Raw genomic sequence first — 24779 nt, 5'->3', positions numbered from 1 at the left:
GCCAACATACTCATTAACGCTAAATTGAAAAATGAATAGAAGGTATGACAAAATAAGATAGATGAAAAAATATAAAATTAATACTTATATATAGATTATAAAGACTTTAGAGAAAGGCTCATGTTATAAAACACAAGAAATATCAAAAGAAAGAAACGCACTTCTCCTATACTTTTAAATAAGGAGTGAAGGAAATGAATGAACATATACAGCAGATGATTAATTGGATTGAGAGCAATTTAAAAAAGAGATTTTCATTAGATGAATTATCTCGTTACATGGGGTATTCTCCTTATTATTGCTCTTTTAAATTTCATCAAGTAACGGGTTTCAGTATTAGACGTTATATTCTTCTTAGAAGGTTGTATTTATCTACAGAAGATTTAAAGAATGGTAGGAAGATAATTGAGGTAGCGTTGGATTACGATTACTCTTCCCAAGAGGCTTATAGTAGAGCTTTCAAAAATGTTTTTGGAATGAATCCAAGAGAATACCAACTTAACAAAATGCCTATTCAATCATTTGTTAAACTAAATTTAAATAAAGAAGGGGTGTTTAAAATGAATATTTCTAGAAAAATAGAGGTTGAACAGTTACGAGATAGGAAGAGTGAGCTATTTGATAAAGAGGTACTTAACATATTAAATGGTCAAGTTATGTATGAAGAATTTAAAAACGAAAAGCTAATGGGTGATTCTGATTATGCACCATTTAATGAGGCAATGTGTGTGAACTCGGCTACTACTCAAGTTTTTAATGAAGAGTTTATTAAAACAAGAGCGAAAGGACATAACAGTTCAGTAGAAAGTTATATAAAAAAGGTCATAGATCCGTTAGAAAACCTTTTTACGAAAAAGTATAAATGTATTGTTCTATGGTTTGGTGAAGATATGTTTTGCCAAATGAACCTACTTACCATACTTTCTCACCTTGAACAGTCTGCTTATGAAGGGAAGGTATACTTAAATAGCTTTAGAGAGGATGAATTTAAAGTAAATCAAATTGAACTTGAATTGGGGAATTATTCTTCTATATACAATGAAGTATTAGTAAACCATAAAAAGACCTCTCATAAGGTACCACCTGTAATGTATCAGGCTATAGACTTATTTTTAGAAATGTTAACAGAAGATAATGCAGTAATGAAATTCATCTCTAAAAATAAAGATTTATCAACTCGTGAATTATTAATAAAGTTGTTTTATCTTTTTCCAACAATCGGATATGGAGATACTCAGTACATAGAGCTGATTAATAAAATAAAGAAGAAAGCTACACCAAAAATATAGGTGCAGCTTTCTTCTTATAATTGCTCAAGTAATTCTAATTCTTTTTCTACAAATAGCATTAGTTCTTTAATTGTTTCACCAGAAAAATCAAAACGAATACCGGCTGCATCATACACTTCTTTTATAGATTGCGAGCTTCCTAGTGATAATGCCTTTTTATAATTTTCTAGCGCTTGCTTAGGATCCTCTTTATATTGTTTATACATTTGTAATGCACCAAGTTGGGCGATCGCATATTCAATATAATAAAATGGTACTTCAAAAATATGGAGTACAGGTAACCAACTCGTTGCTATCCAGTTTTCGTAGCCATCAATATGTATGACGCTAGACTGATAATGTTTTTGAAGTTGTAAGTATTTTTCATTTCTTTCTTCAGAAGTATGACTTGGATTTTCATACAGCCAGTGTTGAAATTGATCGACAATAAGCATAACAGGTAAATATGAAATAACATCTTTAAAGAAGTTAATTTTTGCTTGTTTTAAATCTTTTTTGTCTGTATAGAAGGTATCCCAATAATTAAGCGAGAATAACTCCATTGTCATACTGGCTAGTTCAGCTGTTTCAGCTGGAATTTCTATATACTGTCGTAATTTTAATGGTTTTATGAGTTCGTTATGAATACTATGACCCATTTCATGTATAAAAGTGACAATATCATCTTGTGTATAATTTAAGTTCATAAAAATATAAGATAATTGTGAAGCTGGTAAGTACTCACAAAAGCCACCAGCTGCTTTTCCTTTGCGGCTTGTTAAATCGAGACAATTGTGTTTATACATTTGGTTTAAAAGTGCTGAAAATTCAACATCTAGTTTATTAAAGATATGAGTGCTCTTTTCAATTAAATCATTTTCATTCGCAATAGGTTTAAGTACTTTTTGATCTGGAGTTACAGCTGATACATCCCATGGGCGAAGCGTATCCACTTGCAGTTTTTCTTGTTTCTCTAACAATATTTTATCTTTAAGAGGCACAACATACTTACGTATGGATTCAGCTAGTTCATAGCAATCTTTCGCTGAATAGTCAAAACGCTCGTATTTTTTGAACATATAATCGCGATAATTCTCTAGTTGAATATTTTTTGCTTTTTGATGGCGAATTTCAATTAATTGATTTAATATGTTTTGGAGTTCTTTTTCAACAGATAAAAATTGTTCAGAAATAATGGTTTTTGCCTTTTTACGGGTGTCACGATTCGAATCTTGTAAATAGGATTGTAATTCTGTTATCGTTTTTTCTTCTCCGTCCCAAATTCCACTTAATCCTCCAGTGATTTCAAAGTACTCTGTGATTAATTTGTCTTCCTTTATTTCTAATTCGATATTTTCCTCACAAAATAACTTTTGAGCATTTTTTATTTTTGTATCTAATAAACCATACACGTTAGAATCTAATTCCATTCGAAAAGGTGACTCTAAATATTTATTATCCAATAAATTTTGGTACCGCTTTAAAAGTGGCTTTACAAATTGTTGATCATGTTCAAAAGTATCCTTTATTTCTTCATCATCCGTATTACATTGAAAGGCGATGTAATGTGATCTTAATTGTTCTTCGATGTCCCAAATAACTTTTGACTGCTCTTTTAACCAATTTTCAAGGTCTAACTTTGAAGAAATCATTTTATTTAATAAAGTCGAAAGAGTTTTTTCCAATTGTAGTACATTACTAATATCAATCGTATTTACACGTTGCATTATATATCCCTCACTTTTTATTTATTCATGGAGATATTCTATTTATTAATTGTAATTCCCTTGTTAAGTGGGGGAAATGTGAAAAAATGTTAAATTTAATAATTAAAGAAGGTATTTATATGTCAAAGTAAAAAGTTTATCGTAAATGAAAATATATGGAGGGGTGCTACATGAGAAAGGGAAAGAAGTTACTAGTATTTTTATTTCCACTTGCTTTATTATGTGCCTGTGAGAATGACATTGAAGATGCTAAAAGTGAAGATTCTATAGTGATGGATATTGCTACAGCAGCTGTAAAGGAGGAATCTTTTTTTAGTGCTGCTATAAGAGATGAAAAAGCAAGAATAGTAGATTTAGAGATTGCTGATAGCGAAAATGCTAACGAAATAAAAAAAGAAATTAATAAAAGATTGCAAATTCAAGGCGTTATGTCCTATAAAGTAAATATATCTCAAAGAAACAAGGAGATTGTAAATGCAGAACATAGATGGGAGTTAGTTTTTGGACAGATATTTGATGACGTATTCAGAAAAAATGGAAATGAAGGGTTTGGTATTCAGCAAATAAATTATATAAAGAATCAACCTGTTACCATTGATATAAAAACTAAGATTAGCGATGATGAAGTAGGGGTGAGAGAACTTGGACAGAAAATAGAAAAAGAAGTTGAAGGTGTACTTAAAACAGAAGCAGTAAAGAAATGGATTGAAAATGATTCATATGCTATTGGGATTTACGATATAGATGATCGGAAAATTAACTAATTGAGGAATGAATGCTATATGAATGAAAAATCGATATAATTAAATATGGAATTACTGAAGGAGGTGTAAGATGTATAAGTATTTAAATATTTTAAACGACATAGAAAATATGATTCAAAATGGAGAAATAAGAGAAGGAAAGAAATTACCGTCTATACGGTCACTCGTTACACAATATGAATGTAATAAGGCAACAGTTATACGTGCTCTTCATGAATTAGAAAAGCGTCACATTATATATTCTGTCCCTCAAAGTGGATACTACGTTGTTAAGAAATCAGGGAGTACGATAGAAAATAACGAGATAATTGATTTTGCTTCCTCAGCACCAGATCCAGATGTTTTTCCGTATTTAGATTTTCAACATTGTATTAATAAGGCTATTGATACGTATAAAAATGATTTGTTTGTATATGGAACGCCGAAAGGGTTACCATCTTTAATACCAGTTATTCAAAAACAACTAGCAAATTATCAAGTCTTTACAAAAGAAGAAAATATTTTTATAACGTCAGGTGTGCAGCAGGCGCTTGCTATATTAACTTCTATACCATTTCCGAATGGAAATGAAACTGTATTAATTGAACAGCCAACATATCATCTATATATTGATTATCTAGAAATAAATAAAGTTCCTGTAATCGGTATTAAACGTACGAATGAAGGTATCGATTTGAATGAATTGGAGCAATTATTTCAAACTGGAAAAATAAAATTTTTCTATACGATACCGAGATATCATCATCCGCTTGGAACGTCTTATTCTAAAGAGGAGAAAGAAAAAATCGCACTATTGGCTAAGAAATACAATGTATTTATAGTGGAAGATGATTATTTAGCAGATTTAGAAACTGATTCAAAAGCAGATCCGTTATATAGCTTGGATAATTGTAGTCATGTCATATATTTGAAAAGTTATTCGAAGATTATTTTTCCTGGTTTACGGGTTGGAGTTGCGGTCATTCCACCATCCATTGCAAATGCTTTCTATACATACAAAAAGATACTAGATATTGATAGTCCGATGATTTCTCAAGCGGCTTTAGAAATTTATATAAAGAGCGGTATGTTTGAACGTCATAAAAGTAAAATTAATTCTTCCTACTACAATAGATCGATAAAACTAGCAAAAACATTAGAAAAAATGCAAAATGAAAATCCATCATTATTTACATATAATAGACAAAACACATTTGGAATACACACTTGTTTAGAAATGCAGAAAAACACAGTTACAGACACACTTATACAAAAATTAGGTGACATGCAAATAAGTGTCGATACTATTGATAAGAATTATATGAGGAATTTTCCTAAAGAAAAACTGTTAAAGTTAAATGTTTCGAATGTAAAAGAAGATAAGATTGAAGAAGGTATTCGTAAAGTAATTGAGGAAATCAAGCAATTAAGACAGTTTAATTTTCAGTTTAGAAAAGAATAATTTGAATTAGGAGGTTCGTTGTGAGGCGCAAAATCATTCTCTTGTTTGTATGTAGCGCTATAGTGGCAGGTGCAATTGTTGTGATTACATATTATAAAAAAGAGGATCAATGCATAGCAGTTGCTAAGTATTCAAGAGGTATTATCGTAGATCAAAATAACGAACCTATATTTAATGTGAAAATATATGAAGATTCAATTGAAAGTAAGGAACACAGTATTTCAAATGCACAAGGTGAATTTGAAATACTAGATGGGGTTTGTGGTGAGATTGTTTTACAATTAGTTACTCCTGATGGAGAAATCTATACGAGAAAATATGATAGGAAGTATATACCAGAAGTAATAAAGCTGAATTATAAAAATAAAAGTGAATAAGATGAAACCATTACGGAGAAAAATAGCAGTTGTGGCCGGAGCAATTATATATGTAATTGGATAATTATATATTTTTTAAGAGCACTCTTAGCAAAGAGTGCTCTTTTTTATCAATGTAAATATTTACTTATCATCTTTTTAAAGTGATTTTTATCATAATTTACATATTGCATAGCTGTATTTCGTATTGGATCTCCAGCATAAAATCTTTCATACAATTCGTGTCTAGATCCTAAGGGGCTTCCGATGATATCCCAGGCTAACTTAAATAATTTTGTGCGTTGTTCGGCATCTATATTAGTTCCTTTAAAGTACTTTTTCAATAAATCAGCTATAGGACTCTGGAAGTCATTTGAGCTCGATGGAATTTGAATGAACCCACCTGCTCCAATTAATTGTAAAATTTCTATTGCACGGGGATAATATTTGGAACCAAGATTCCTTGCAGTTTCGATATATTTAAAATTCGGCAAATAAGTTTTCGTTTCATTTGTAGTACCTTCAACTTCAGCAGCAATTAAAAGTGCGCGAATTGTTTCGATTTGCATAATTAATTCCCCAAGCTTCTCTTGAACATGCAAATAAGTAGTAGCACCGATCGCTTCAGCAATTTCACAAGCAATTGCAGTTATAAATTCTAGTTTTACTACTAATCGTACAATTGCTTGATGATAAGCTAAACTACTAGAAGCTATATCTGACTTTAATTTCCATAATGCTTCAGGGTTGTTATATAGTAAGACTCGTTCCCATGGTACAAATACATTATCAAAGATTAATAGCGCATCCATTTCATCGTACTGTGAGCTAAGAGGGGAATCAACTGTACTTGAGTTTGCATTCGCAAATGGTTCTCTACAAACCATATGTAATCCAGGGGAATTGGCTGCCACAATGAGAAAGTGAGCTAAATCTTTTTGAGTATCAGTCAGTTTTGCTAATGGATAGATTAATAAATCATTTGAATAAGGAGAAGCAGTACCTACCATTTTTGCACCATTTAAATAAATTCCATCAGAAGTTTCCTTCGTAACTCTTAGTAACCCTAAATTTTTTGCATTCAATATTGATTCTGTAGAACGATTTATTTGTGGGTCACGTTGAACTACACTTAAGAACAAGTGATTATCTCTCGCTTTTTCATAATAAGATGTAATTTTATCTGGAAACTGTGCATCGAATTTTTTATAAAAATATCTTGATACGTACCAGCCAGTAAGTCTCGATCTTGCATAATCAGATAATCTACTCATTACACCGTCTGTAGCATAACTCCACGTTTCAAATGCAGTTCTTCTCATTAATAATTCATTATAGGAATTCGGAACTAAAAATGCAGTATGAACAAATCCTTTCGTTTTTGGGCTCACATATCCAATAGAATCTCTTCGTATGGGGTCATCAAACAATGTAAATAAATTAGAAATGGTACTTAATGTACCTGCAAAATGTTTGTCTGTAGTTACATCTACTTTTTGTCCATAGAGCCAAACGTTACGACCATCTTGTAAGCTCTTTATATAGTAATCCTTCAAATTTTGCATATTTCCTCCTTTTAAAGGCTACTCATATATTTGTACATCTTTTAATGGTGGGGAATATACGTGAAATGTTATTGCTGTTGAATCTGTAGCGTTATACATTTTATGCACAGTATCTTTTTTTACTGTGAAAATATTTCCCTCTGTAAACTCTTCAATCCGCTCGCTATTATTTTCGTACGTTATATTTTGTAGCGTACCATTGACTATTAGTATACATCCTACAGATATTCCGTGATCGTGCACAAAAGTCTTTGCTTTGCTGGGGAATTTTAATACTAAAATCTCTACAAATTCAGACTGATAGATAACGTTCCTTCCGTATTCAAGATTAACTGGTGAAGTAATAAAAGGAGATATTTTATGAAGTGAAATATTTAATGATTGAATAGCGTGTATTAAATTGACCGTATCGTAGTTACATAGGTTATTAAACGTTTTTTGTATGTTATGAATCAATTGCATGTAAAACTTCCTCCTAAGCATGTACAGTAAAAGAAAACCTAATCTAATATTATATAGTGAGTATTGAATTACATAATATTGTATTGAAACATTTCCAAAAAGTTACTTCTTTTACTTAGGAAGTTTATTCAATTTGAAAATTGTGGTAATTCGTTCCGTTAAAATGATATGCTTGAACTATATATTTTTTATCCCGTTAAATCCCGACTGGTGAGGGCTGATAATCAGTGAAGGATGAACAAAACCCCCACTGATTAAAGTTTCACTTTATTGGAAAGGTGATGAAATAAATGGCAGTTCTTTTAGTGGAAAATCTATATCAAATGTCTATTGTTTTACTGATTTTATGTTCATTTTGTTTTTATAGATATTTAAAGAAAATAAAAAGGGAAAGAAAGCTTACAGGTTTTGAAATTACGATGTATATCGTGACACAACTTGCGTATTTCATTTGGGCGGCAACAACTTTTCTTAAAATGTTATCAGAATAGTAATTTTAAAGTATTAGACGCTGAACAGAAATGTACAGGAGCATTAAAGGTATAAACGTGGGCAAGGGTAATTTATTATCTATTAGGTAAATAAATTTAGTCGAAATATAGATGGATAACAATATTACTTATAACATCTTTATAAAAAGAGAGGATATAAATGGAACAATATAAGTTAATTGTAAAAGGGCCTAAACAACTTGAGTGGGAAACAAATGAAATTAAGGACATACAGGACGATGAAATTATCGTTAAAACAATCGCAGGAGCGATAAGCATTGGGGCCGAGTTACCACAGTATAATGGATCCGATGTTACAGATACGAATCCTTTTTATCCAAGAAAAACTGGATATGAAAGTTATGGTGAAGTGATTCAAGTTGGTAATAAAGTAACACATGTAAACGTAGGCGATAAAGTAGTTTCTTTTTATGGACATGAAACGATAGGGATAGTTAAGGGTTATAAAGTAATTCGAGTGCCTAGTTCTATACAACCTAAAGTTGCTTTATTATCTATTCTTTCGTGTGATGCCGCTAAAGGAGTATTGAAACTAAACCCGCGACAGGATGAAAAAGTACTTATAACTGGAATGGGAGTTATTGGTTTACTCGCTTGTTATTTCTTAAAATACTATGTAGGCGTTGAGCACGTGGATGTTGTTGAGCCGAATAAAAATAGAAAAGATTTTGCAAAGAATTTTGGTGTGAAAAACATATATGATTCAGAAGAGAAAATAATAGAAACTTATAATTATGGTTTCGAATGTTCTGCTACAAATAGTGGGTTCCATACTTTGCAAAAAGCTCTTAAAACTAATGGTGAAATATGTATACTGTCTGATGGTAATATAGAAGAACTAACATTAATTGGTAACTTTTATCAGAAAGAATTGCAAATCATTGGATCAAGTGACGGATACGATTATCAAAAGCATGCAGATTGGTTTTTTAAAGAAATAGGAAAAACACCATTTATAGAAGAGATCTTTCAACATGAAATACATTATACTTCACTCATAGAATGCTTTGATGAATTGAGTTTAGGGATAATTAAACCATTAAAAGTATATGTTTCATATGAATAACGAAAAAAATAAGCAAATATTTGTCACATACCTTACAAATGTTTCGTCACATTTATGATTACTAAATGAGGAGGAACATATATGAAAATATTTGTAGCAGGTGCAACTGGTGTAATAGGACGTTCTTTATTGCCAATGTTAATAAAAAATGGGCATATAGTTTTTGCGATGATCCGCAATACTTCGCAAGTAGAAGTAATGAAAAAGGTTGGTGCTATACCAGTAATAGCTGATGTATTTAATAGAAAGGCTGTATTTTCTGTATTAGAAGAAACAAATCCCGATGTAGTTATTCATCAATTAACGTCATTATCTTCATGGGATTTTGAGAATAATGTAAAAATTAGAACAAAAGGCACTCGTAACCTTGTCGATGCCGCTAAAAATGTAGGGGTACAGAAAATAATCGCTCAAAGTATTTCATGGGCGTATGAACCAGGGGATACATTTGCGACTGAAAAAGACTCACTACATATTACTGCTTCTATGCCTCGGCAAGTCACTGTTAATGGCATATTGAAATTAGAAAAAGCTGTTACTGAGTTACCTGAATCGGTTATACTTCGTTACGGCACATTATACGGACCAGGAACATGGTATGCGGAAAACGGATTAATAGCAAATCAAGTTCGTAATAATGAAATTATCGCATCAGACGGGATAAGCTCGTTTATACATGTTGAAGATGCTGCAAGAGCTACTATGCTAGCTCTTAATTGGCCTTCAGGAATCGTAAATATTGTAGATAATTATCCAGCAACTAGTAAAGAATGGTTACCAATATATGCAGCAGCGATAGGTGCACCTCAGCCTAAAGTTCAAGATGGGAAAAATAGTTGGGAAAGAGGAGCTTCCAATAATAAGGCACGTAAAGAGTATGGATGGACACCTTTATTTCCATCATGGTCTGAAGGATTTAACAACTTAATAGGTAAGTAAAACACACCTTTGATGGGAATGATAGTAAAATACACCATTAAAGGATTGGGTAGTTATGAATATAATTTTGGAAAGTATTATATTAACTTTTACTGGAATAATTGTTTTGAAAATGACAGGTAGTACATCTGTGAGCCAAATGACAAGAGCTGAAATCATTATAGTTGTATCAATTGGCCGTATTATTGTAGAACCTGTATTAAGTAGAAAAGTAGTCCCATCTATATTCGCGGCTATCATATTTGCAAGCATATTACTTATCATTCATTTCTTTGAATTGAAATCAAGGAAGGTGGAACAATTTTTAAATGGAAGTAGCATTATAATTGTTGAAAACGGAGAGATTGTAAAAGAGAATTTGATGCAGGCAAAAATGTCGGAACAACAACTTTATATGCAATTAAGAGAAAAAGGGATTCATGACGTAAAGAGTTTACAGCAAGTTACAGCGGAACCGAATGGTCGTATTGGTTATCAATTAATAAAAGAAGCACAACCAATAACTTTAGAAATGTTAGAAAAAGTATTAGATCGGTACAATATAAAAAGATAATTTCTCGTGAGAAAAAGCCAATACTATAACGGAAGTATTGGCTTTTTTATTTTTCTACAAACGTAAGGATTAATAAAATAGGGTAGATTTTAAACCAATCATTATAATAGATATAGGCTTATAATTGTGCTATATTCAATGGACTTATAGTGAATGTGGTAAAAAACTAATTTGGCATAGGTAGACGCAGCGTTAAAATTTATAAGTTTTTAATGTGATACTAAAAATGGATTGAAAATAAGGAGATAGATACATAATGGAATTTTGGGAATCAAGTTTTATCGAAAAACAAACGATGTGGGGATTTGAACCTACAGAATCTGCAATTTTTACAAAAGATTTTTTCCTTGAAAAGAACGTTAAGAATATATTAGTTCCGGGTATTGGATATGGAAGAAATGCAAAGGTTTTTATCGATAATGGTATAAATGTAACAGGTATTGAAATTTCAAAAACAGCCATTGATTTAGCAAAGCAACATGGACTAGAAGATATTAGTATCTATCACGGTTCGGTAAATGAGATGCCTTTTGATAACAAATCATATGATGGTATATATAGTCATGCACTTCTACATTTGTTGAATAAGCAGGAGAGAGAGCAATTTATTAAAGATTGTTATAATCAGCTAAAACCAGGTGGATATATAGTTTTCACAACTGTTTCTCAAAAAGCTCCAATGTTTGGAAAGGGAAAACAGTTGGATAAAGACTATTTCGAAATAATGGAAGGAGTAAAAATGTTCTTCTATAATTCTGAATCTATAAAACGAGATTTTAATAAATATGGACTAGTACAAGTTTCCGAAATTGATGAACCAAATAAGCACATGGAAAATAAGCCTTCAATCAATTTCTTAATGATAAAATGCCAGAAGGAACTATAAATAAAAGTTTTTAAATATTTCTAAAGATGTTTATATATTGATCATGCACAAATAAAAAGGACAAGCATATAGTATAAATACCTCTTAACTTTAAGTAACCTTAACTTTCGTTAATAGGGTATCTCAAAATCCCCGAAAAGAGCACTTGCGGAAACAAGTGCTCTTTTATTTGGAATTTTACACCATAAATATTGCATAAAATGTTAAACTGAAAAGAACACTCGTTTTAATTAAGAGTGTAGCATATGAATGGAGTGTTATTGAATGCAAACAAGAAAAGCCTATCTATATGTATTTGACACGATGTCTGATTGGGAGTACGGACATTTAATTGCTGAACTTAATACAGGAAGATATTTCAAAAAAGATGTAGCGTCTTTTAAAGTAGTCACAGTTGGAATAAATAGAGAAACGATTATTTCAATGGGAGGCTTGAATATAAAGCCGGATATTTCCCTAGATGAATGTATCCTTGAAAGTAACGATTTATTAATTTTACCTGGAGGGAATACTTGGAGTGAAGAAATACATAAACCTATTTTGAAAACAGTTGGTGAAGCTTTAAAACTTGGTACAATTGTAGCGGCAATTTGCGGTGCAACTATAGGTCTTGCAAATTACGGTTACTTGGATTCTATAAATCACACAAGTAATAGTTTAGAGTATATGAAAATGGTTTGTCCTACTTATAAAGGAGAAAATTTTTATGAAGTGGGACCTGTAGCGTCTAATAGAAACCTTATTACTGCATCGGGTGTAGCGCCTCTAGAATTTGCAATGGAAGTACTGAAAAAATTAGATGTATTTGCGCCGGATACACTTCATTCATGGTATAAATTGAATGAGACTCATGAAGCAGAATATTTCTTCCAGTTAATGAATTCAATTAATAGCTGAGTAGTATTTCGAATGAAAAGTATATTTTAGATGATGCGAAAACTAATAACAAAATAATTTTATGAAAATAAAAGGTAAGGGTATTCCTATGAATATATGAGGAAATATCCTTACTTTTTATAGTATTATTTCTGAACGACAAATGTAATGGCATTTGTTTTTAATTGAATGTGTCTTTCATTTCGAACAATATCATAAGCTAATTCTTTTATTTCAACTTTTACTTCTTTCCATCCTTTATAAATACTTTTTAATAGGCGTATCATTTCTTCAGTGGAGAGATTAATTTCAATTAAAGCATCTAATTCTTCATGCGTTATTGAATCAATTTCTTGTATGTTAGAGTTAATAATTAAACAATTAATACCGCCGTTTTTTGTACCTTTTTTCATAGAATGGAGCACGTTTGTTAAATCTTCTTCTGATCTGACATGCTCTAAACTTGATACTGCAACGATATAGTCATAAGTATTAGGTCTAATATGATAGTTTTCAATTGCTGCTTCTTCTGTTTTTATAACCTCGAATACATCATGTTCTTTGCTATAAATTTGTAGCTTTGTTAAAGCGGAATCAAGTAAATCAACACATGTAACCGTGCCGCTAGCATTTTTTATTTTTTGTGCAATTGGAATGCTATTTCTACCGACGCCAGAGCCAAGGTCAAGTACTTGCAAGTTGTTTTGTCCGTCAAAGTGGTTCATCAAGTCCATAACCGTTTTAACTGGTTTGAAAAGCCAAGAGCCAGCTTCAAACAGTTTATATTGTTCATAGCAAAGATCGTGATAGTTCTTTTCTTCTTGTCTTATGTAATCGATACGGTTCATCTTGTTTCAGCTCCAATATTTTTATTGCAAAATGAATAGGTGGGGCAGCCTTTAACATTTGTTTGAATTCGAAAAATACCACCAGCATGTGGATACTCTTTTAATTCGTCATCCGTCATTCTTGTTCTGGCTGTTGTAACATATAAATCAGTTAAGTTAGGCCCACCAAATGTACATGATGTTACATATAACGCAGGAATTGGAATACTTAATATTTGTTCTCCAGTAGAGGGATTCCATCTAGTTATTTTTGAACCTCCCCAATGTGCAATCCATAAACAACCTTCTTCGTCAATTGTCATACCATCAGGTAGACCATCATTTTCAGAGAAAATGATTACATCACTTGGATTATGAATGTCTCCAGTACGTATATTATATTGATAGCGAACCACTTTTTTAGTAGGTGTATCTATAAAGTAAAAGTATGTATGATCAGGTGACCAAGCGATTCCGTTTGAAGTATTTACGTGTGAAACTTTTTTCTCTACACTCAAATTATTATGTAAACAATATAAGGAACCTGCAGCATTCATACCGTATGTATCTGTAGTACCTGCCCAGAAACGACCAGCTGGATCACATTTTCCATCATTGAAACGATTTTCTATTAAATGAGGTTCGGGGTCAAAAATATGTGTCAGTTTTTCTGTATTTACATTAATAGAATAAAAGCCGTTTTCCATAGCTAAGAGTAGTACATCCTCTAAATATGGAACAACACAGCCGATTTGTTGATTGAGAGCGATTACTCGGTTCGTATTGGTAGTAGGATTATATATGCATAATTTTCTCTCCATAATATCAACCCAATATAAAAGTTGCTTTTTTTCATTCCAACATGGTCCTTCAGCTAAACTTGCTTTAACATTTAAAACTAAGTCTATATTACTGAACAAGATGTTCACCTCGCGTTATAAGATATTAATATAATTCGATAAGAATAGAGGTAAACCTTTTAGTCAGAGGATATTATGATTTGTGCTCTAGAAAACTAATCTTCTCAAGTGATTAAAAGGTTTATAAACACGGAGAGGAAAATGCATATGATGTTTTATGAGATTGTTTGCTTTTCTTGTAAGAATATATTTCGTGTTTACGAAGGTAGTGAAAAATATAAGCGATTTAAAGAGAAACCAAAAGGGGCATATTGTTGTGATGAGTGTAGCCACAAAATTCAATTAGAAGCGATAAAGAATTTTTTTAGATAATTTTACGATTTCGATTCGGAAAAGTTTGACAATAAAAGTGTTATAAATTATCATATTAAAAAACTAATATTTAAGGCATAGAAGAGAAGAGTAGTTAAGAAAGAATACGTACAGAGAGCTCTGGTAGCTGAGAAAGAGCGGTATACATCTTAATGAAAAAAGACTTGGAGCTGCGCAAGGAACTAATTTATTTAGGGATGGTGCGACGGGTTCTCCCGTTATAGAGATAGGGTATAAGCATATTTTGCCGTACCTGAAGAGGTTAATATGGTGACATATTAACAAACTGAGGTGGTACCGCGAAGCTAACAACTCTCGTCCTCAAGATGAATAATCTTGGGGGTGGGAGTTTTTTTGTTGCATAAAACTGGAAATGAGAAACAAAAAATAATTGAGGTGAGTAATATATGCATTGGGCGTATGAAGTAGCACATGAATTAATTAGGAAACATCCAAATAAAGAAATGTTTGTTTGTGCATCTGGAATTAGTCCGTCAGGTTCTGTTCATATTGGGAACTTTCGTGAAATCGTAACGACTTATTTCGTAGTAAGAGCACTTCAAGATTTAGGGAAAAAGACTCGTTTTATATTTTCGTGGGATGATTATGATAGGTTTAGAAAAGTTCCAAAAAATATTGATCCATCTTTTGCAAAGTATATTGGTATGCCATACTGTGATATTCCAGATCCGTATGGATGTCATAACTCGTATGCGGAGCATTTTGAAAAAGAGTTTGAAAAATCGCTTCAAGCATTTGGAATTGAAGTAGAATTTATTTATCAACATGATGAATATAGAAGTGGAAGGTATAATGAAAATATTTTAGAGGCTTTGTATAAACGAAAAGAAATATATGATATTTTAATGGATTTTAAAACTGGAGAGTGTAGTGAAGAAAAGCGAGAGAGCTTTTATCCAGCTACATTATATTGTGAGAGATGCGGAAAAGATACAACAACTATTACACATTTTGATGAAGTATTAAAAACAGTCCGGTATGAATGTGAATGCGGAAATGAAAAAGAGTTATCCGTATTAAATACAAATAAAATGAAACTAAACTGGAAAATCGATTGGCCGATGAGATGGATGATAGAGGATGTTATTTTTGAACCGGGCGGTAGAGATCATTCATCAGAAACGGGTAGTTATAATGTATCAAAAGAAATTGCAAGGAAAATATTCAATCGAGAAGCGCCTCATTACGTTGCTTACGATTTTATTGGTATTAAAGGGAATCATGAAAAAATGTCTAGTTCTTCAGGGAATAGTATTACACCAAGCAATTTATTGAAAGTGTATATACCAGAAGTAATTCTCTTTATGTTTGCAAAATACAAACCAGGCGCTGCTTTTCATATTGGGTTGGATGAAGATGTGATTCGTAATTATACAGAGTATGAGCGATTGAAAGATAGTTCTGAAAATAAAACGCTCAAAAATGAAGATTTATTTGATGCAATTAAAATCTCTAGAGTTGATAGTGAGATTAAAGAATATCCGAAATTTAATCAAGTAGCAGGAACGTTACCATTATTAAATTTTGATTCAACTATTTTACAGGGGATATTAAAGAAAATAGATAGGAGCTATGCATTAGATGAAATGAGAGCGATAAGTAATCGCGCAGAGTATTGGATAAGAAACTTTCAATCTGAAAAATTAATCGCGGTAAATGAGGAGAAAAATGCAGAGTTTTACTACACATTAGATGAAAGGCAGAAAGAATGGCTAGTAGAAGTTTGTAAAATACTTCGTTCTAATAAAGATTACTCTAACTTAATGGAGCAATTATATGCGATTTGTCATCATGAAAATAAAAAAATAATGAAAGAAAATCAAAAACAATTATTCACTATTATATATAAGCTCATTATGAATCAATCAAATGGTCCTCGTATACCATTATTAATACATGTAGTAGGCATAGAAAATTTCATCACACTATTAGATTTCTAAAACACAGTTAAAAGCAACGCAAGTACCAAAATTTCTAAGTACTTGCGTTGCAAATTTTACTATCGTGAATACATTTTCGGACATTCATCACCACTTGGTTCATAAAAACAATGGCTTTTAAACTGTCCTACAAATGGCTGATTATACCATTCAGGCGGACAAGCTCCAACTGGACGGAAATACCAAAGAGCCCATCGTGCAGGCCAGCGCCATTGACCTTGTAAAACTTTTCGTGCGATTTCTTTTTCTGATTCACGAGCGCGTTGATAAAAATATCCATATTGTACTGCTTCAAATCCGCCGGGGCTTTGATATACAGCGTCTCGTACGGTACGGAGTTGTTTAAAATCTAAGCAATCACAAAATACACGGTTTACTACAACGCATCCAACTAACTCCTCACCTTGGCGACCTTCGCCTTCAGCTTCAGCACGAATTAATCGAGCTAGTAAATCAACATCACTTTCGTTGTATGGAATAAGGGGCATAGTGATACCACCTTTCTGTTATAGTAAAGAGTGTATGTTATAAAACAATCTGCGTGCTTTTTTACATAAAAATAACATTTAATTTTAAGAGGAGCTTGTATAAAAAAAGCTAATTAGTAATAGTAGATAAATATAAAAGGGAGAGGTATTATGTATCGAATTCATAAAGACCATATCATTTACTCAATGTCACCAGAAAATAAGCCGTGTATGGAAGTAGAAATTGGGAGCAGTCTTGTATTTGAAACATATGATTGCTTTGAAAATCAAATCGATTCTGAAGATGTTGTGTTACAAGAATTAGATTGGAACCGAATTAATCCAGCGACTGGACCTGTATATGTTAAAGGAGCAGAACCTGGCGATATATTAGTCGTAACGATTGAAAAAATTGAAATTGCAGAGCAGGGCGTTTTAACTACAGGTGCAAACCTTGGTGTAATGGGTGATGAGTTAAATGAAAATACAGTGAAAATTGTCCCAATACATAATGAATATGTTTTGTTTTCAAGTGAACTACAAATCCTGATTAATCCAATGATTGGGGTAATTGGTACTGCACCGAAAGAAGAGAGCATTTCATGTGGCACACCGCATGATCACGGCGGGAATATGGACTGTAAAGAAATTAAAGAAGGAACAACATTACTACTACCAGTTAATGTCCCAGGAGCACTATTAGCATTAGGTGATTTACACGCAGCAATGGGTGATGGTGAAATTGGTGTTAGTGGTGTAGAGGTTGCTGGTGAGGTAACTGTAACAGTTCAAATTATAAAAGGAAAACAATGGCCATTACCAATGGCTATTCAAAAAGAAAAAATGATGACGATTGCTTCAGAGAAATTGTTAGATGATGCAGCAAATCGTGCTGTACGTAATATGGTGACATTTTTACATGAAGAATTAGCAATGTCTAAAGCTGATGCAACGCTTTTATTATCGGCAGCAGGTAATTTAAAAGTTTGCCAAGTTGTGGATCCGCTGAAAACAGCGCGTATGGAACTAGGAATGGATTATGTGGAGAAACTAGGATTTACTTTTAGTAAATTTCATATTAAATAGATAAGGGACGAAAAAGGATGCTTTTGTATAAAAGCATCCTTTTTTTAATTTACGGATTTTGTGAAAAGAGGTAGTATTTATTTTATATAAGTATATTTGAGATTGTGGATTAAAAAGGAGTTCAATAATGGTCAAAATTATGATTGTAGAAGACGATATGAAAATTGCAGAACTATTATCGACACATGTTGCGAAATATGGTTATCAAGGAGTTATTGTATCGGACTTTCAAAATGTATTAAACATTTTTTTAGAAGAACAACCAGAGTTAGTTTTATTAGATATTAATTTACCGAGTTTTGATGGTTACTTTTGGTGTCGTCAAATTCGCGGAGTTTCAACATGTCCGATACTATTCATTTCGGCCCGTGAAGGCACGATGGATCAAGTTATGGCGTTAGAAAACGGTGGCGATGATTTTATTCCGAAGCCTTTTCATTATGAAGTTGTAGTAGCGAAAATTCGTAGTCATTTAAGACGTGCATATGGAGATTATGCACCGAAACTAGAAGAGCGAATGATTGAGCAACAAGGTCTTTGTTTATATCCTGAAAGACTTGTATTGAAACTTAGAAATGACGAGATTGATATAACGAGAAACGAAGCTATTTTATTAGAGACATTAATGAAAAATTATCCGCGTGTTGTGAGTAGAGAAGTGTTACTTAATAAATTATGGGATAGTGAATCTTATGTTGATGATAATACATTAAGTGTAAATACAACACGTGTGCGTAAAAAGTTACAAACGTTACATATAGAAGGTGCGATTGAAACGATTCGTAGTGTTGGATATAGATTGCATATTACTTGGGATACTGGTATAGAAAAATGATAAGGTTGTTTATACGTGATCATATACCACTTATTTGCTTTACCATAATTCAACTACTAGCTATATTTCTCGTATATTGGTTTGATGGGCATAATCATATTACAACGGCGTTATATGCAATGTTTCTAGGTGTTTTCTTTATGGGAAGTTATTTAGTGTTTCGTTATTTTACACATCGTTCTTTTTATGAGCGCCTAGCAAACCCGATGCAATCTTTGGATGAATCTGTTCAAAAATCTGATTTTGCAGCTGTATCGGCTGCTCTTCAAGAACTACTTGAGGTGCAATATAGACATTATCAAAATCAGCTGCAAATGCAAGAGAGAAAAAATAATGACCATTTAACCTTTATGAATCAGTGGATCCATCAAATGAAAACACCTTTATCTGTAATAGAATTAATTACACAGGATGAAGTAGATTCACGTTTTGAAAGTATAAATGAGGAAACTGATCGATTAAAAAAGGGATTAGAAATGGCTCTGTATGTCGCACGTTTAGAAGCGTTTACACAAGACTTTTATGTAGAAAGGGTACAACTACATAAAATAGTGAATGATTCGGTACATGAACATAAACGATTCTTTATCCGGAATTTTGTATATCCAGAGCTTGAAATTGATAAGGACATTACTGTAGAAAGTGATGTGAAATGGTTACAATTTTTAATCGGACAAATACTATCGAATGCGATTAAGTATTCATCAGGTAGTAGAGAAAAGATTAAAGTGAAAGCTTGTAAGGAAGATAATACCGTTATACTTGAAATTGCTGATAATGGCGTAGGTATACCGAAGCAAGATTTACCAAGAGTATTCAAACCTTTCTTTACAGGAGAAAACGGTAGAGATTTTAAAGAATCAACAGGAATGGGGCTATATCTTGTATATGAAATTACAAAACAATTAGGGCATAGTGTAGAGATTCATTCAGAAGTTGGTAAAGGTACCGTTGTACGAATTAAATTTTTTAATGTGTAGATAATTGATCTAGGCTAAAGAACTTTGGAGATAAGTTTTTTTAGCCTTATTTTATAGCAATTATATGAAATAGTAAAAGGTCATCTTAGTATGTATAATGACACGTTAATAAATACGGGTGTTAAATTAGAAGGATTTAATAATAAATTGATAAATAGATTTTGTAAGAAAAAAGCTACCCCTTTGAAAGAGGTAGCTTTATGTATCCATCCTATGAATAAGTGTATTAATATGAATAAGTATAATGTTCAAATTCGTGATATTTTTTGTGGATTATAATAGAATTAGTCTTTTATTTTTTCATGATACAGTATTGTAATTAAACAAACAAACTTAATAATTTATATCCAATTAACCCTAAAATAGTGATAGGAACCATCATTAAGAAAGAAGAAATTCGATTAGCATTAGAGCGTTCTAATACAAGAATCAAGATAATCCCGACTATGACTTCGGTATATCCAACAGGTAACATGTGACTATAGTGTTCAAAATTTAAAAGAATGTGAAGTCCATCCGTTACAAAAACTCCACTTAAAAGTGCGCTTCCGAATTTATGAAGTGGATTTGTAGTATCTTTCCATAGAAAACCTGCAATTCCAAAGATAGTTCCTCCTATACATGCACATACAATCCATACAGATATAAAATAAATAGAGTGAGCTACATTTTTAATAACTATTGCATAACCATAGTAGCCTAATACCATACCGAGTAGTGCAAGGATACCAGAAAGTATAGCTGAACGCTTAGAATAACTAAAGCTAGCCACAAAAAAGGATGGAACTAACCAAACGCTTCCTAGATTAGCTAATGAATTCCAGTGTCCAGGAAGTATACTTTGCCCCAATTTAGTTAGTATACCAACAATAATCCCTACTATAATCGGGATGAGAAAAATCCTTAAAAACATATTTAACTTTGTGATTTTTAATGTCCTGTCCATAAATTCAATCCTTACATTATTATTTTCTGTAAAGATATAATAGCTTATCACAAGGGAATAATCAATAAAAATTTATCGAAAAACAATAAGTGGTTATTGGGTAACGAATAACATTTTGTTTTTATATAAAATTTATATAAGAGAGAGTGCTTAGAAGTTTACTACTGGGGAAATCTAAAGGACGTATTACAATCAATGTAATTTGTGCTTGTTCAATATGAAGCTAAGAAATGATAAATAAGCCTAAAAGAAAGCGATCTTTTTAACAGCACAAATAATTGCATTTACTCATACAGTACTAGTATGGTACAATATGGTTATTAATGACGGAAAGGAATGATGGGTGGACGATGATTAACTAATCTTATTTTTAAATGTTGAAATGAAATAAATTTCAATTTATAAAAATTAGGATTAGTCTGCCCAATTCCAAACAACGGTATTGCTATTTGATTTGCGTAATAGCTTATTTGGGTATAAATAATGTAACGACTAATCCTGCCAAAATTACTTTGGGAGGATTTTTTTGTTCTCCCTTAATGAAAGGGATCGGTAATATGAAAGAAATTTTAAAATTAAATGATGTTTACGTTGAAATAATGGAAAATACTTTGTTAGAAAAAATGAATGTAGCAGTGAAACAAGGGGATGTTATCGGATTAATTGGTAAAAATGGTGCTGGTAAATCAACGTTACTTCAATTAATAAATGGAAAGATTGAGCCTTCAAAAGGGATTGTTGAATGGCAGCAAATGAATATGAAAACCGCATATGTTGAGCAAGAAATAGAATCTTTTATTAGTAATAATGTGATTTCGCAAGAAGCAGAACTTCTTGCGAAATGGGGCGTGCCAACGAACGATTTTCATACTTTAAGTGGTGGTGAAAAGCTGAAAATTCGATTAGCAAAAGGATTTGCCGAAAATCCTAATGTCTTAATATTAGACGAACCGACAAATCATTTAGATGAGATCAGTACGGGATTTCTCATTAAACAAATAAAAAAGATGAAAGGTACTGTTATTGTTGTATCGCATGACCGATATTTTTTAGATGTTGTCGCAACAAAAATATGGTCAATTGAGGAAAAAAAATTAATTGAGCATAGTGGTAATTATACGAGCTACATGAAAGTACGTGAGCAAAGAAGGAAGTCGCAGCAGCGTGAATATGAAAAGCAGCAAAAAAAGATAGAACAAGTAGAAACACATATAAAAGAATTGAGTTCATGGTCACAAAAGGCACATGCGCAGTCTACAAAACAAGAAGGTGTGAAAGAATTCTATCGTGTAAAAGCGAAGCGAATGGATGCGCAAGTGAAGTCAAAACGAAAACGACTCGAAAAAGAGCTGGAGAAAACGAAAGTAGAACGTGTGAAAGAAGAATATTCAGTTGAGTTTTCTATTCAAGCGAACAAAAAAGTAGGAAAACGCTTTTTAGAAGTGAAGCAATTAAAAAAAGACTTTCATGGGAAAGTATTATTTGAAAACGTTAATTTTACAATTCAGCACGGTGAGAAAGTTGCGATTGTTGGACCAAACGGTAGTGGGAAAACAACATTACTGAAGATGATTATGGGAAACGAAACTGCTGAAGGAGAAATATGGATTTCACCATCTGCAAACATCGGCTATTTAACACAAGAAGTTTTTGATTTACCGCTTGATAAAACACCAGAAAATTTATTTTTTAAAGAGACGTTTGAAGAAAGAGGAAAAGTCCAAAATTTAATGAAACATTTAGGATTCCAAGCGTCTCAATGGAAAGAGCCGATTGAGCATATGAGTATGGGAGAAAGAGTAAAATGTAAGCTAATGGCTTATATTTTAGATGAAAAAGATGTACTCATTTTAGACGAACCGACGAATCACTTGGATCTACCTTCACGTGAACAACTTGAAAATACATTAGCTGAGTATAACGGAACATTAGTAATTGTATCTCACGATCGATATTTTCTGGAGAAAACAACTAACACAAAACTCGTGTTTTCAAACAATACGATACAAAAGCAGCTAGAAGAACCTACTAAAACAAGAGATGATATTGAAGAGCTACGTTTAACGTTAGAAACAGAGAGACAAGAAGTATTAGGAAAATTAAGCTTTTTAACTTCTAACGACAAAGAATATAAAGAACTTGATGAACGATTTATAGAACTTACGAAGCAGATTAAGGCGCTATAACGTAAGTAAGGGGGATTAATATGGGAGAAGAGAGTTTGACTAAGTTATTTAGAATAGATTGTGGAGATATATACTTGCAAGAGTTTATGGTCAAAGATGCAGAGAGTATTTATAAAATAGCAAATCAACCAGAAATAGAAAAGTTTTTACCAGACTGGAAATCAACAAAAGAACAAAGGATGGATTGGATTGCAAATTACGAAATACCAGCAAACCAAGCATTTCTTGAGGCAGTGAAAACTACGAACAACATAGATAATCATATGTTAAAGCTAGGAATATTTAAGAAAGCTACAAATGAATGCATTGGATGGTGCTGCACAGGCATGAAAGAAGAACTTCCTTCACCAAACAGAGAGATAATGTATGCTATCTCAAATGAACATCAAAATCATGGCTATGCTACAAAAGCGACTAAAGGTTTAATTGACTATTTGTTTAAAGAAACAAATTTAAATGTCCTCAACGCAATTGCTTTAATTAACAATGTACCATCAAATAAAGTTATTAAAAAATGCGGGTTTATTTATTTGAGTGAACAGAAGATAGAAAATCAACTATATAATCATTATGTATTGAATAAATCTGAATGGATAAAAAATATTGCTCTGTAAAAGGAATTAATACGAAATCATAAAAAAGCTTAGAGCTAAAACTCTAAGCTTTTTTATATTCATTTTATCCCGCATTAACGGGCAGTAAAACCCCCACTGATTAAAGTTTCACTTTATACCTGCTGACATAAGAAAGGCACAATTGTAATGACTTCTTGAAGGAATTGCTTTTCAACAAAATAGGGAAATCAAGCTGTACATGGGATATCCAGTTGAAAATCATTTATGAAAAGGTGATTGGAATATTTTGTCGAATTTATGTATCAATGATAATACAAATTTCTTACTCAAATCATTCTACAAATCAATTACTTAAAAAATGGAAGGGAAAAGAAAAGTGGGCGGTATAAAGAAGCATTTAGTCTTAGTCAACAAAAATTGCTGGTAAGTCTATTAAAGAGCTACATATAAAACTTACGGTTGAGTGCTAGTAGATTAAATCTTTAAGCCAGGAATTAGTTTAAATGAGGGAGGGGAACACATATTATAATTTGGTTTCGTCACTTGCCACAAATAAGTATGGATTTTTCAGAATGGACTCCTTTTATACAGAATAATTGGTACCGAAAACATTATATGAAGTTTGTATATTTACTTCAGATAATCATTTTTATAATACCTTATTTTTTTGAAACAGGTTTCACTCATATTAATATATTTTATCTTATCATAATAGGTATCTTAGTCTTCATCATTCACGAATGTCTACACATTTTAGTAATAAGTAAAAAAGGGGATATTAGCTTAACATTTAGTAAAAGATTTTTTTGGTTAAATACAAATGCAGTCTTATCTAAAACGAGATTTTGGGTCTTTATGAGCTTGCCTATTATTGTATTATCAGTAGTTCCTGCCATGATCTCATTCTTTGTATCAGGAAATATTAAATCAATTTTATTATTTATATGTTGGATAAACACATTCATTTCCGCCTCAGATATTTACAATTCGTTTTTGATTGCAATGAAACCGAAGCGCTCATTTTTTTGCAGAGGTTATTATAAAGTGAAATAGTATTTAATAGGTAACTCAAATATGCTTCAACTACATACAACAGTTAAAATATAATATTTGAAAGTAAAAAGACCGATAAAAAAATCGGTCTTTTCATATTAATAAAATAAAGATTAGAAAATAGCATTGTAATTCAAACCAATATGCAAATATTATAAGATAGATATACTTTGTTTATAGATTGAAAATAGGTTTGTTATCAGTTTTTTTAGAAAT

25 protein-coding genes and 1 other annotated feature are annotated in these 24779 nt (G+C 31.9%); of the genes, 18 read left to right on the top strand and 7 right to left on the bottom strand.

What is annotated here, in order from left to right:
• Positions 1-194 precede the first annotated feature (194 nt).
• Complete coding sequence (locus MRP26_RS16810; protein ID WP_089171067.1) at positions 195-1289, top strand: helix-turn-helix domain-containing protein; 1095 nt, start codon at positions 195-197, stop codon at positions 1287-1289.
• A gap of 14 nt (positions 1290-1303) precedes the next feature.
• Here MRP26_RS16810 and MRP26_RS16805 read toward each other — a convergent pair whose 3' ends face one another.
• Positions 1304-2995, bottom strand: a complete 1692-nt coding sequence (locus tag MRP26_RS16805; RefSeq protein ID WP_242806412.1) for a M3 family oligoendopeptidase — start codon at positions 2993-2995, stop codon at positions 1304-1306.
• A 170-nt stretch (positions 2996-3165) separates the two neighbouring features.
• Between MRP26_RS16805 and MRP26_RS16800 the strand changes: the two genes are divergently transcribed.
• The 3 genes from MRP26_RS16800 (at position 3166) to MRP26_RS16790 (ending at position 5577) form a co-directional block, all read left to right on the top strand.
• Positions 3166-3759 carry a DUF4030 domain-containing protein gene (locus tag MRP26_RS16800; RefSeq protein ID WP_075720094.1) on the top strand — a complete coding sequence of 198 codons (594 nt, stop codon included), beginning with the start codon at positions 3166-3168 and terminating at the stop codon, positions 3757-3759.
• A 70-nt stretch (positions 3760-3829) separates the two neighbouring features.
• Positions 3830-5200, top strand: a complete 1371-nt coding sequence (locus MRP26_RS16795; RefSeq protein ID WP_075720093.1) for an aminotransferase-like domain-containing protein — start codon at positions 3830-3832, stop codon at positions 5198-5200.
• Between the two features lie 20 nt (positions 5201-5220).
• On the top strand, positions 5221-5577 hold the full coding sequence (locus tag MRP26_RS16790) for a hypothetical protein (RefSeq protein WP_001253115.1): 357 nt from the start codon (positions 5221-5223) through the stop codon (positions 5575-5577).
• 110 nt (positions 5578-5687) lie between these two features.
• Here the strand turns inward: MRP26_RS16790 and MRP26_RS16785 are convergent, their stop codons facing one another.
• Both MRP26_RS16785 and MRP26_RS16780 read right to left on the bottom strand, forming a co-directional pair.
• Entirely contained in the window at positions 5688-7121 is a 1434-nt protein-coding gene (locus MRP26_RS16785) for a 4-hydroxyphenylacetate 3-hydroxylase family protein (RefSeq protein ID WP_065483737.1), read from the bottom strand.
• 18 nt (positions 7122-7139) lie between these two features.
• A complete protein-coding gene (locus tag MRP26_RS16780; protein ID WP_001176002.1) occupies positions 7140-7583 on the bottom strand; it encodes a cysteine dioxygenase in 444 nt (147 codons plus the stop codon).
• A 290-nt stretch (positions 7584-7873) separates the two neighbouring features.
• Between MRP26_RS16780 and MRP26_RS16775 the strand changes: the two genes are divergently transcribed.
• The 6 genes from MRP26_RS16775 (at position 7874) to MRP26_RS16750 (ending at position 12436) form a co-directional block, all read left to right on the top strand.
• On the top strand, positions 7874-8074 hold the full coding sequence (locus MRP26_RS16775; protein ID WP_000279697.1) for a hypothetical protein: 201 nt from the start codon (positions 7874-7876) through the stop codon (positions 8072-8074).
• A gap of 160 nt (positions 8075-8234) precedes the next feature.
• Positions 8235-9161 (top strand): zinc-dependent alcohol dehydrogenase, encoded by a 927-nt coding sequence (locus MRP26_RS16770; RefSeq protein WP_197242438.1) that lies wholly within the window; start codon positions 8235-8237, stop codon positions 9159-9161.
• An 81-nt stretch (positions 9162-9242) separates the two neighbouring features.
• Positions 9243-10100 carry an NAD-dependent epimerase/dehydratase family protein gene (locus MRP26_RS16765; RefSeq protein ID WP_242806410.1) on the top strand — a complete coding sequence of 286 codons (858 nt, stop codon included), beginning with the start codon at positions 9243-9245 and terminating at the stop codon, positions 10098-10100.
• A 55-nt stretch (positions 10101-10155) separates the two neighbouring features.
• The gene (locus MRP26_RS16760; RefSeq protein ID WP_001021415.1) at positions 10156-10653 is read left to right on the top strand and encodes a DUF421 domain-containing protein; all 498 of its coding nucleotides are present in this window, start codon (positions 10156-10158) and stop codon (positions 10651-10653) included.
• A gap of 256 nt (positions 10654-10909) precedes the next feature.
• Positions 10910-11539 (top strand): class I SAM-dependent methyltransferase, encoded by a 630-nt coding sequence (locus MRP26_RS16755; RefSeq protein WP_098678496.1) that lies wholly within the window; start codon positions 10910-10912, stop codon positions 11537-11539.
• 264 nt (positions 11540-11803) lie between these two features.
• Positions 11804-12436 (top strand): type 1 glutamine amidotransferase family protein, encoded by a 633-nt coding sequence (locus MRP26_RS16750; RefSeq protein WP_098678495.1) that lies wholly within the window; start codon positions 11804-11806, stop codon positions 12434-12436.
• Positions 12437-12561: 125 nt separating this feature from the next.
• Here the strand turns inward: MRP26_RS16750 and MRP26_RS16745 are convergent, their stop codons facing one another.
• Positions 12562-13263 carry a class I SAM-dependent methyltransferase gene (locus MRP26_RS16745; RefSeq protein WP_242806408.1) on the bottom strand — a complete coding sequence of 234 codons (702 nt, stop codon included), beginning with the start codon at positions 13261-13263 and terminating at the stop codon, positions 12562-12564.
• Complete coding sequence (locus MRP26_RS16740) at positions 13260-14162, bottom strand: SMP-30/gluconolactonase/LRE family protein (protein ID WP_242806406.1); 903 nt, start codon at positions 14160-14162, stop codon at positions 13260-13262. Before MRP26_RS16740 ends, MRP26_RS16745 begins: the two co-directional genes overlap by 4 nt.
• A 141-nt stretch (positions 14163-14303) precedes the next feature.
• Here MRP26_RS16740 and MRP26_RS16735 point away from each other — a divergent pair, with 141 nt between their 5' ends.
• Positions 14304-14474, top strand: coding sequence for a DUF2197 domain-containing protein (locus MRP26_RS16735; RefSeq protein ID WP_000551042.1), 171 nt, complete (start codon positions 14304-14306; stop codon positions 14472-14474).
• A 69-nt stretch (positions 14475-14543) separates the two neighbouring features.
• Positions 14544-14800, top strand: a binding site (T-box leader).
• Between the two features lie 81 nt (positions 14801-14881).
• Positions 14882-16435 (top strand): lysine--tRNA ligase, encoded by a 1554-nt coding sequence (lysS, locus tag MRP26_RS16730; protein ID WP_242806404.1) that lies wholly within the window; start codon positions 14882-14884, stop codon positions 16433-16435.
• Between the two features lie 59 nt (positions 16436-16494).
• On the opposite strand, the gene MRP26_RS16725 is transcribed toward lysS, so the two are convergent.
• Positions 16495-16923 carry a cell wall hydrolase gene (locus MRP26_RS16725; protein WP_001128402.1) on the bottom strand — a complete coding sequence of 143 codons (429 nt, stop codon included), beginning with the start codon at positions 16921-16923 and terminating at the stop codon, positions 16495-16497.
• A 150-nt stretch (positions 16924-17073) separates the two neighbouring features.
• Between MRP26_RS16725 and MRP26_RS16720 the strand changes: the two genes are divergently transcribed.
• The 3 genes from MRP26_RS16720 to MRP26_RS16710 all read left to right on the top strand — a co-directional run bounded on the left by MRP26_RS16720 (position 17074) and on the right by MRP26_RS16710 (position 19803).
• Positions 17074-17988: an acetamidase/formamidase family protein gene (locus MRP26_RS16720; protein WP_089171078.1), complete on the top strand. Its 915-nt coding sequence runs from the start codon at positions 17074-17076 to the stop codon at positions 17986-17988.
• A 127-nt stretch (positions 17989-18115) separates the two neighbouring features.
• A complete protein-coding gene (locus MRP26_RS16715; RefSeq protein ID WP_000238996.1) occupies positions 18116-18823 on the top strand; it encodes a response regulator transcription factor in 708 nt (235 codons plus the stop codon).
• Complete coding sequence (locus MRP26_RS16710; protein ID WP_053564412.1) at positions 18820-19803, top strand: sensor histidine kinase; 984 nt, start codon at positions 18820-18822, stop codon at positions 19801-19803. The genes MRP26_RS16715 and MRP26_RS16710 overlap by 4 nt, the downstream gene beginning before the upstream one ends.
• Positions 19804-20122: 319 nt before the next feature.
• Here MRP26_RS16710 and MRP26_RS16705 read toward each other — a convergent pair whose 3' ends face one another.
• Complete coding sequence (locus MRP26_RS16705; RefSeq protein WP_000376270.1) at positions 20123-20749, bottom strand: DUF6518 family protein; 627 nt, start codon at positions 20747-20749, stop codon at positions 20123-20125.
• Positions 20750-21306: 557 nt separating this feature from the next.
• Here MRP26_RS16705 and abc-f point away from each other — a divergent pair.
• From abc-f to MRP26_RS16690, 3 genes are all read left to right on the top strand, one after another.
• On the top strand, positions 21307-22935 hold the full coding sequence (gene abc-f / locus MRP26_RS16700; RefSeq protein WP_242806402.1) for a ribosomal protection-like ABC-F family protein: 1629 nt from the start codon (positions 21307-21309) through the stop codon (positions 22933-22935).
• Between the two features lie 20 nt (positions 22936-22955).
• On the top strand, positions 22956-23549 hold the full coding sequence (locus MRP26_RS16695) for a GNAT family N-acetyltransferase (protein ID WP_023522041.1): 594 nt from the start codon (positions 22956-22958) through the stop codon (positions 23547-23549).
• A gap of 519 nt (positions 23550-24068) precedes the next feature.
• Complete coding sequence (locus MRP26_RS16690; protein WP_078401160.1) at positions 24069-24563, top strand: DUF3267 domain-containing protein; 495 nt, start codon at positions 24069-24071, stop codon at positions 24561-24563.
• Positions 24564-24779: the final 216 nt, after the last annotated feature.

Origin of the sequence: Bacillus sp. CCB-MMP212 (assembly GCF_022748145.1) — a bacterium.
Taxonomy (GTDB): domain Bacteria; phylum Bacillota; class Bacilli; order Bacillales; family Bacillaceae_G; genus Bacillus_A; species Bacillus_A cereus.
The sequence above is the reverse complement of the archived record's forward strand: the minus strand, read 5'-3'. Positions and strand labels throughout refer to the sequence as shown.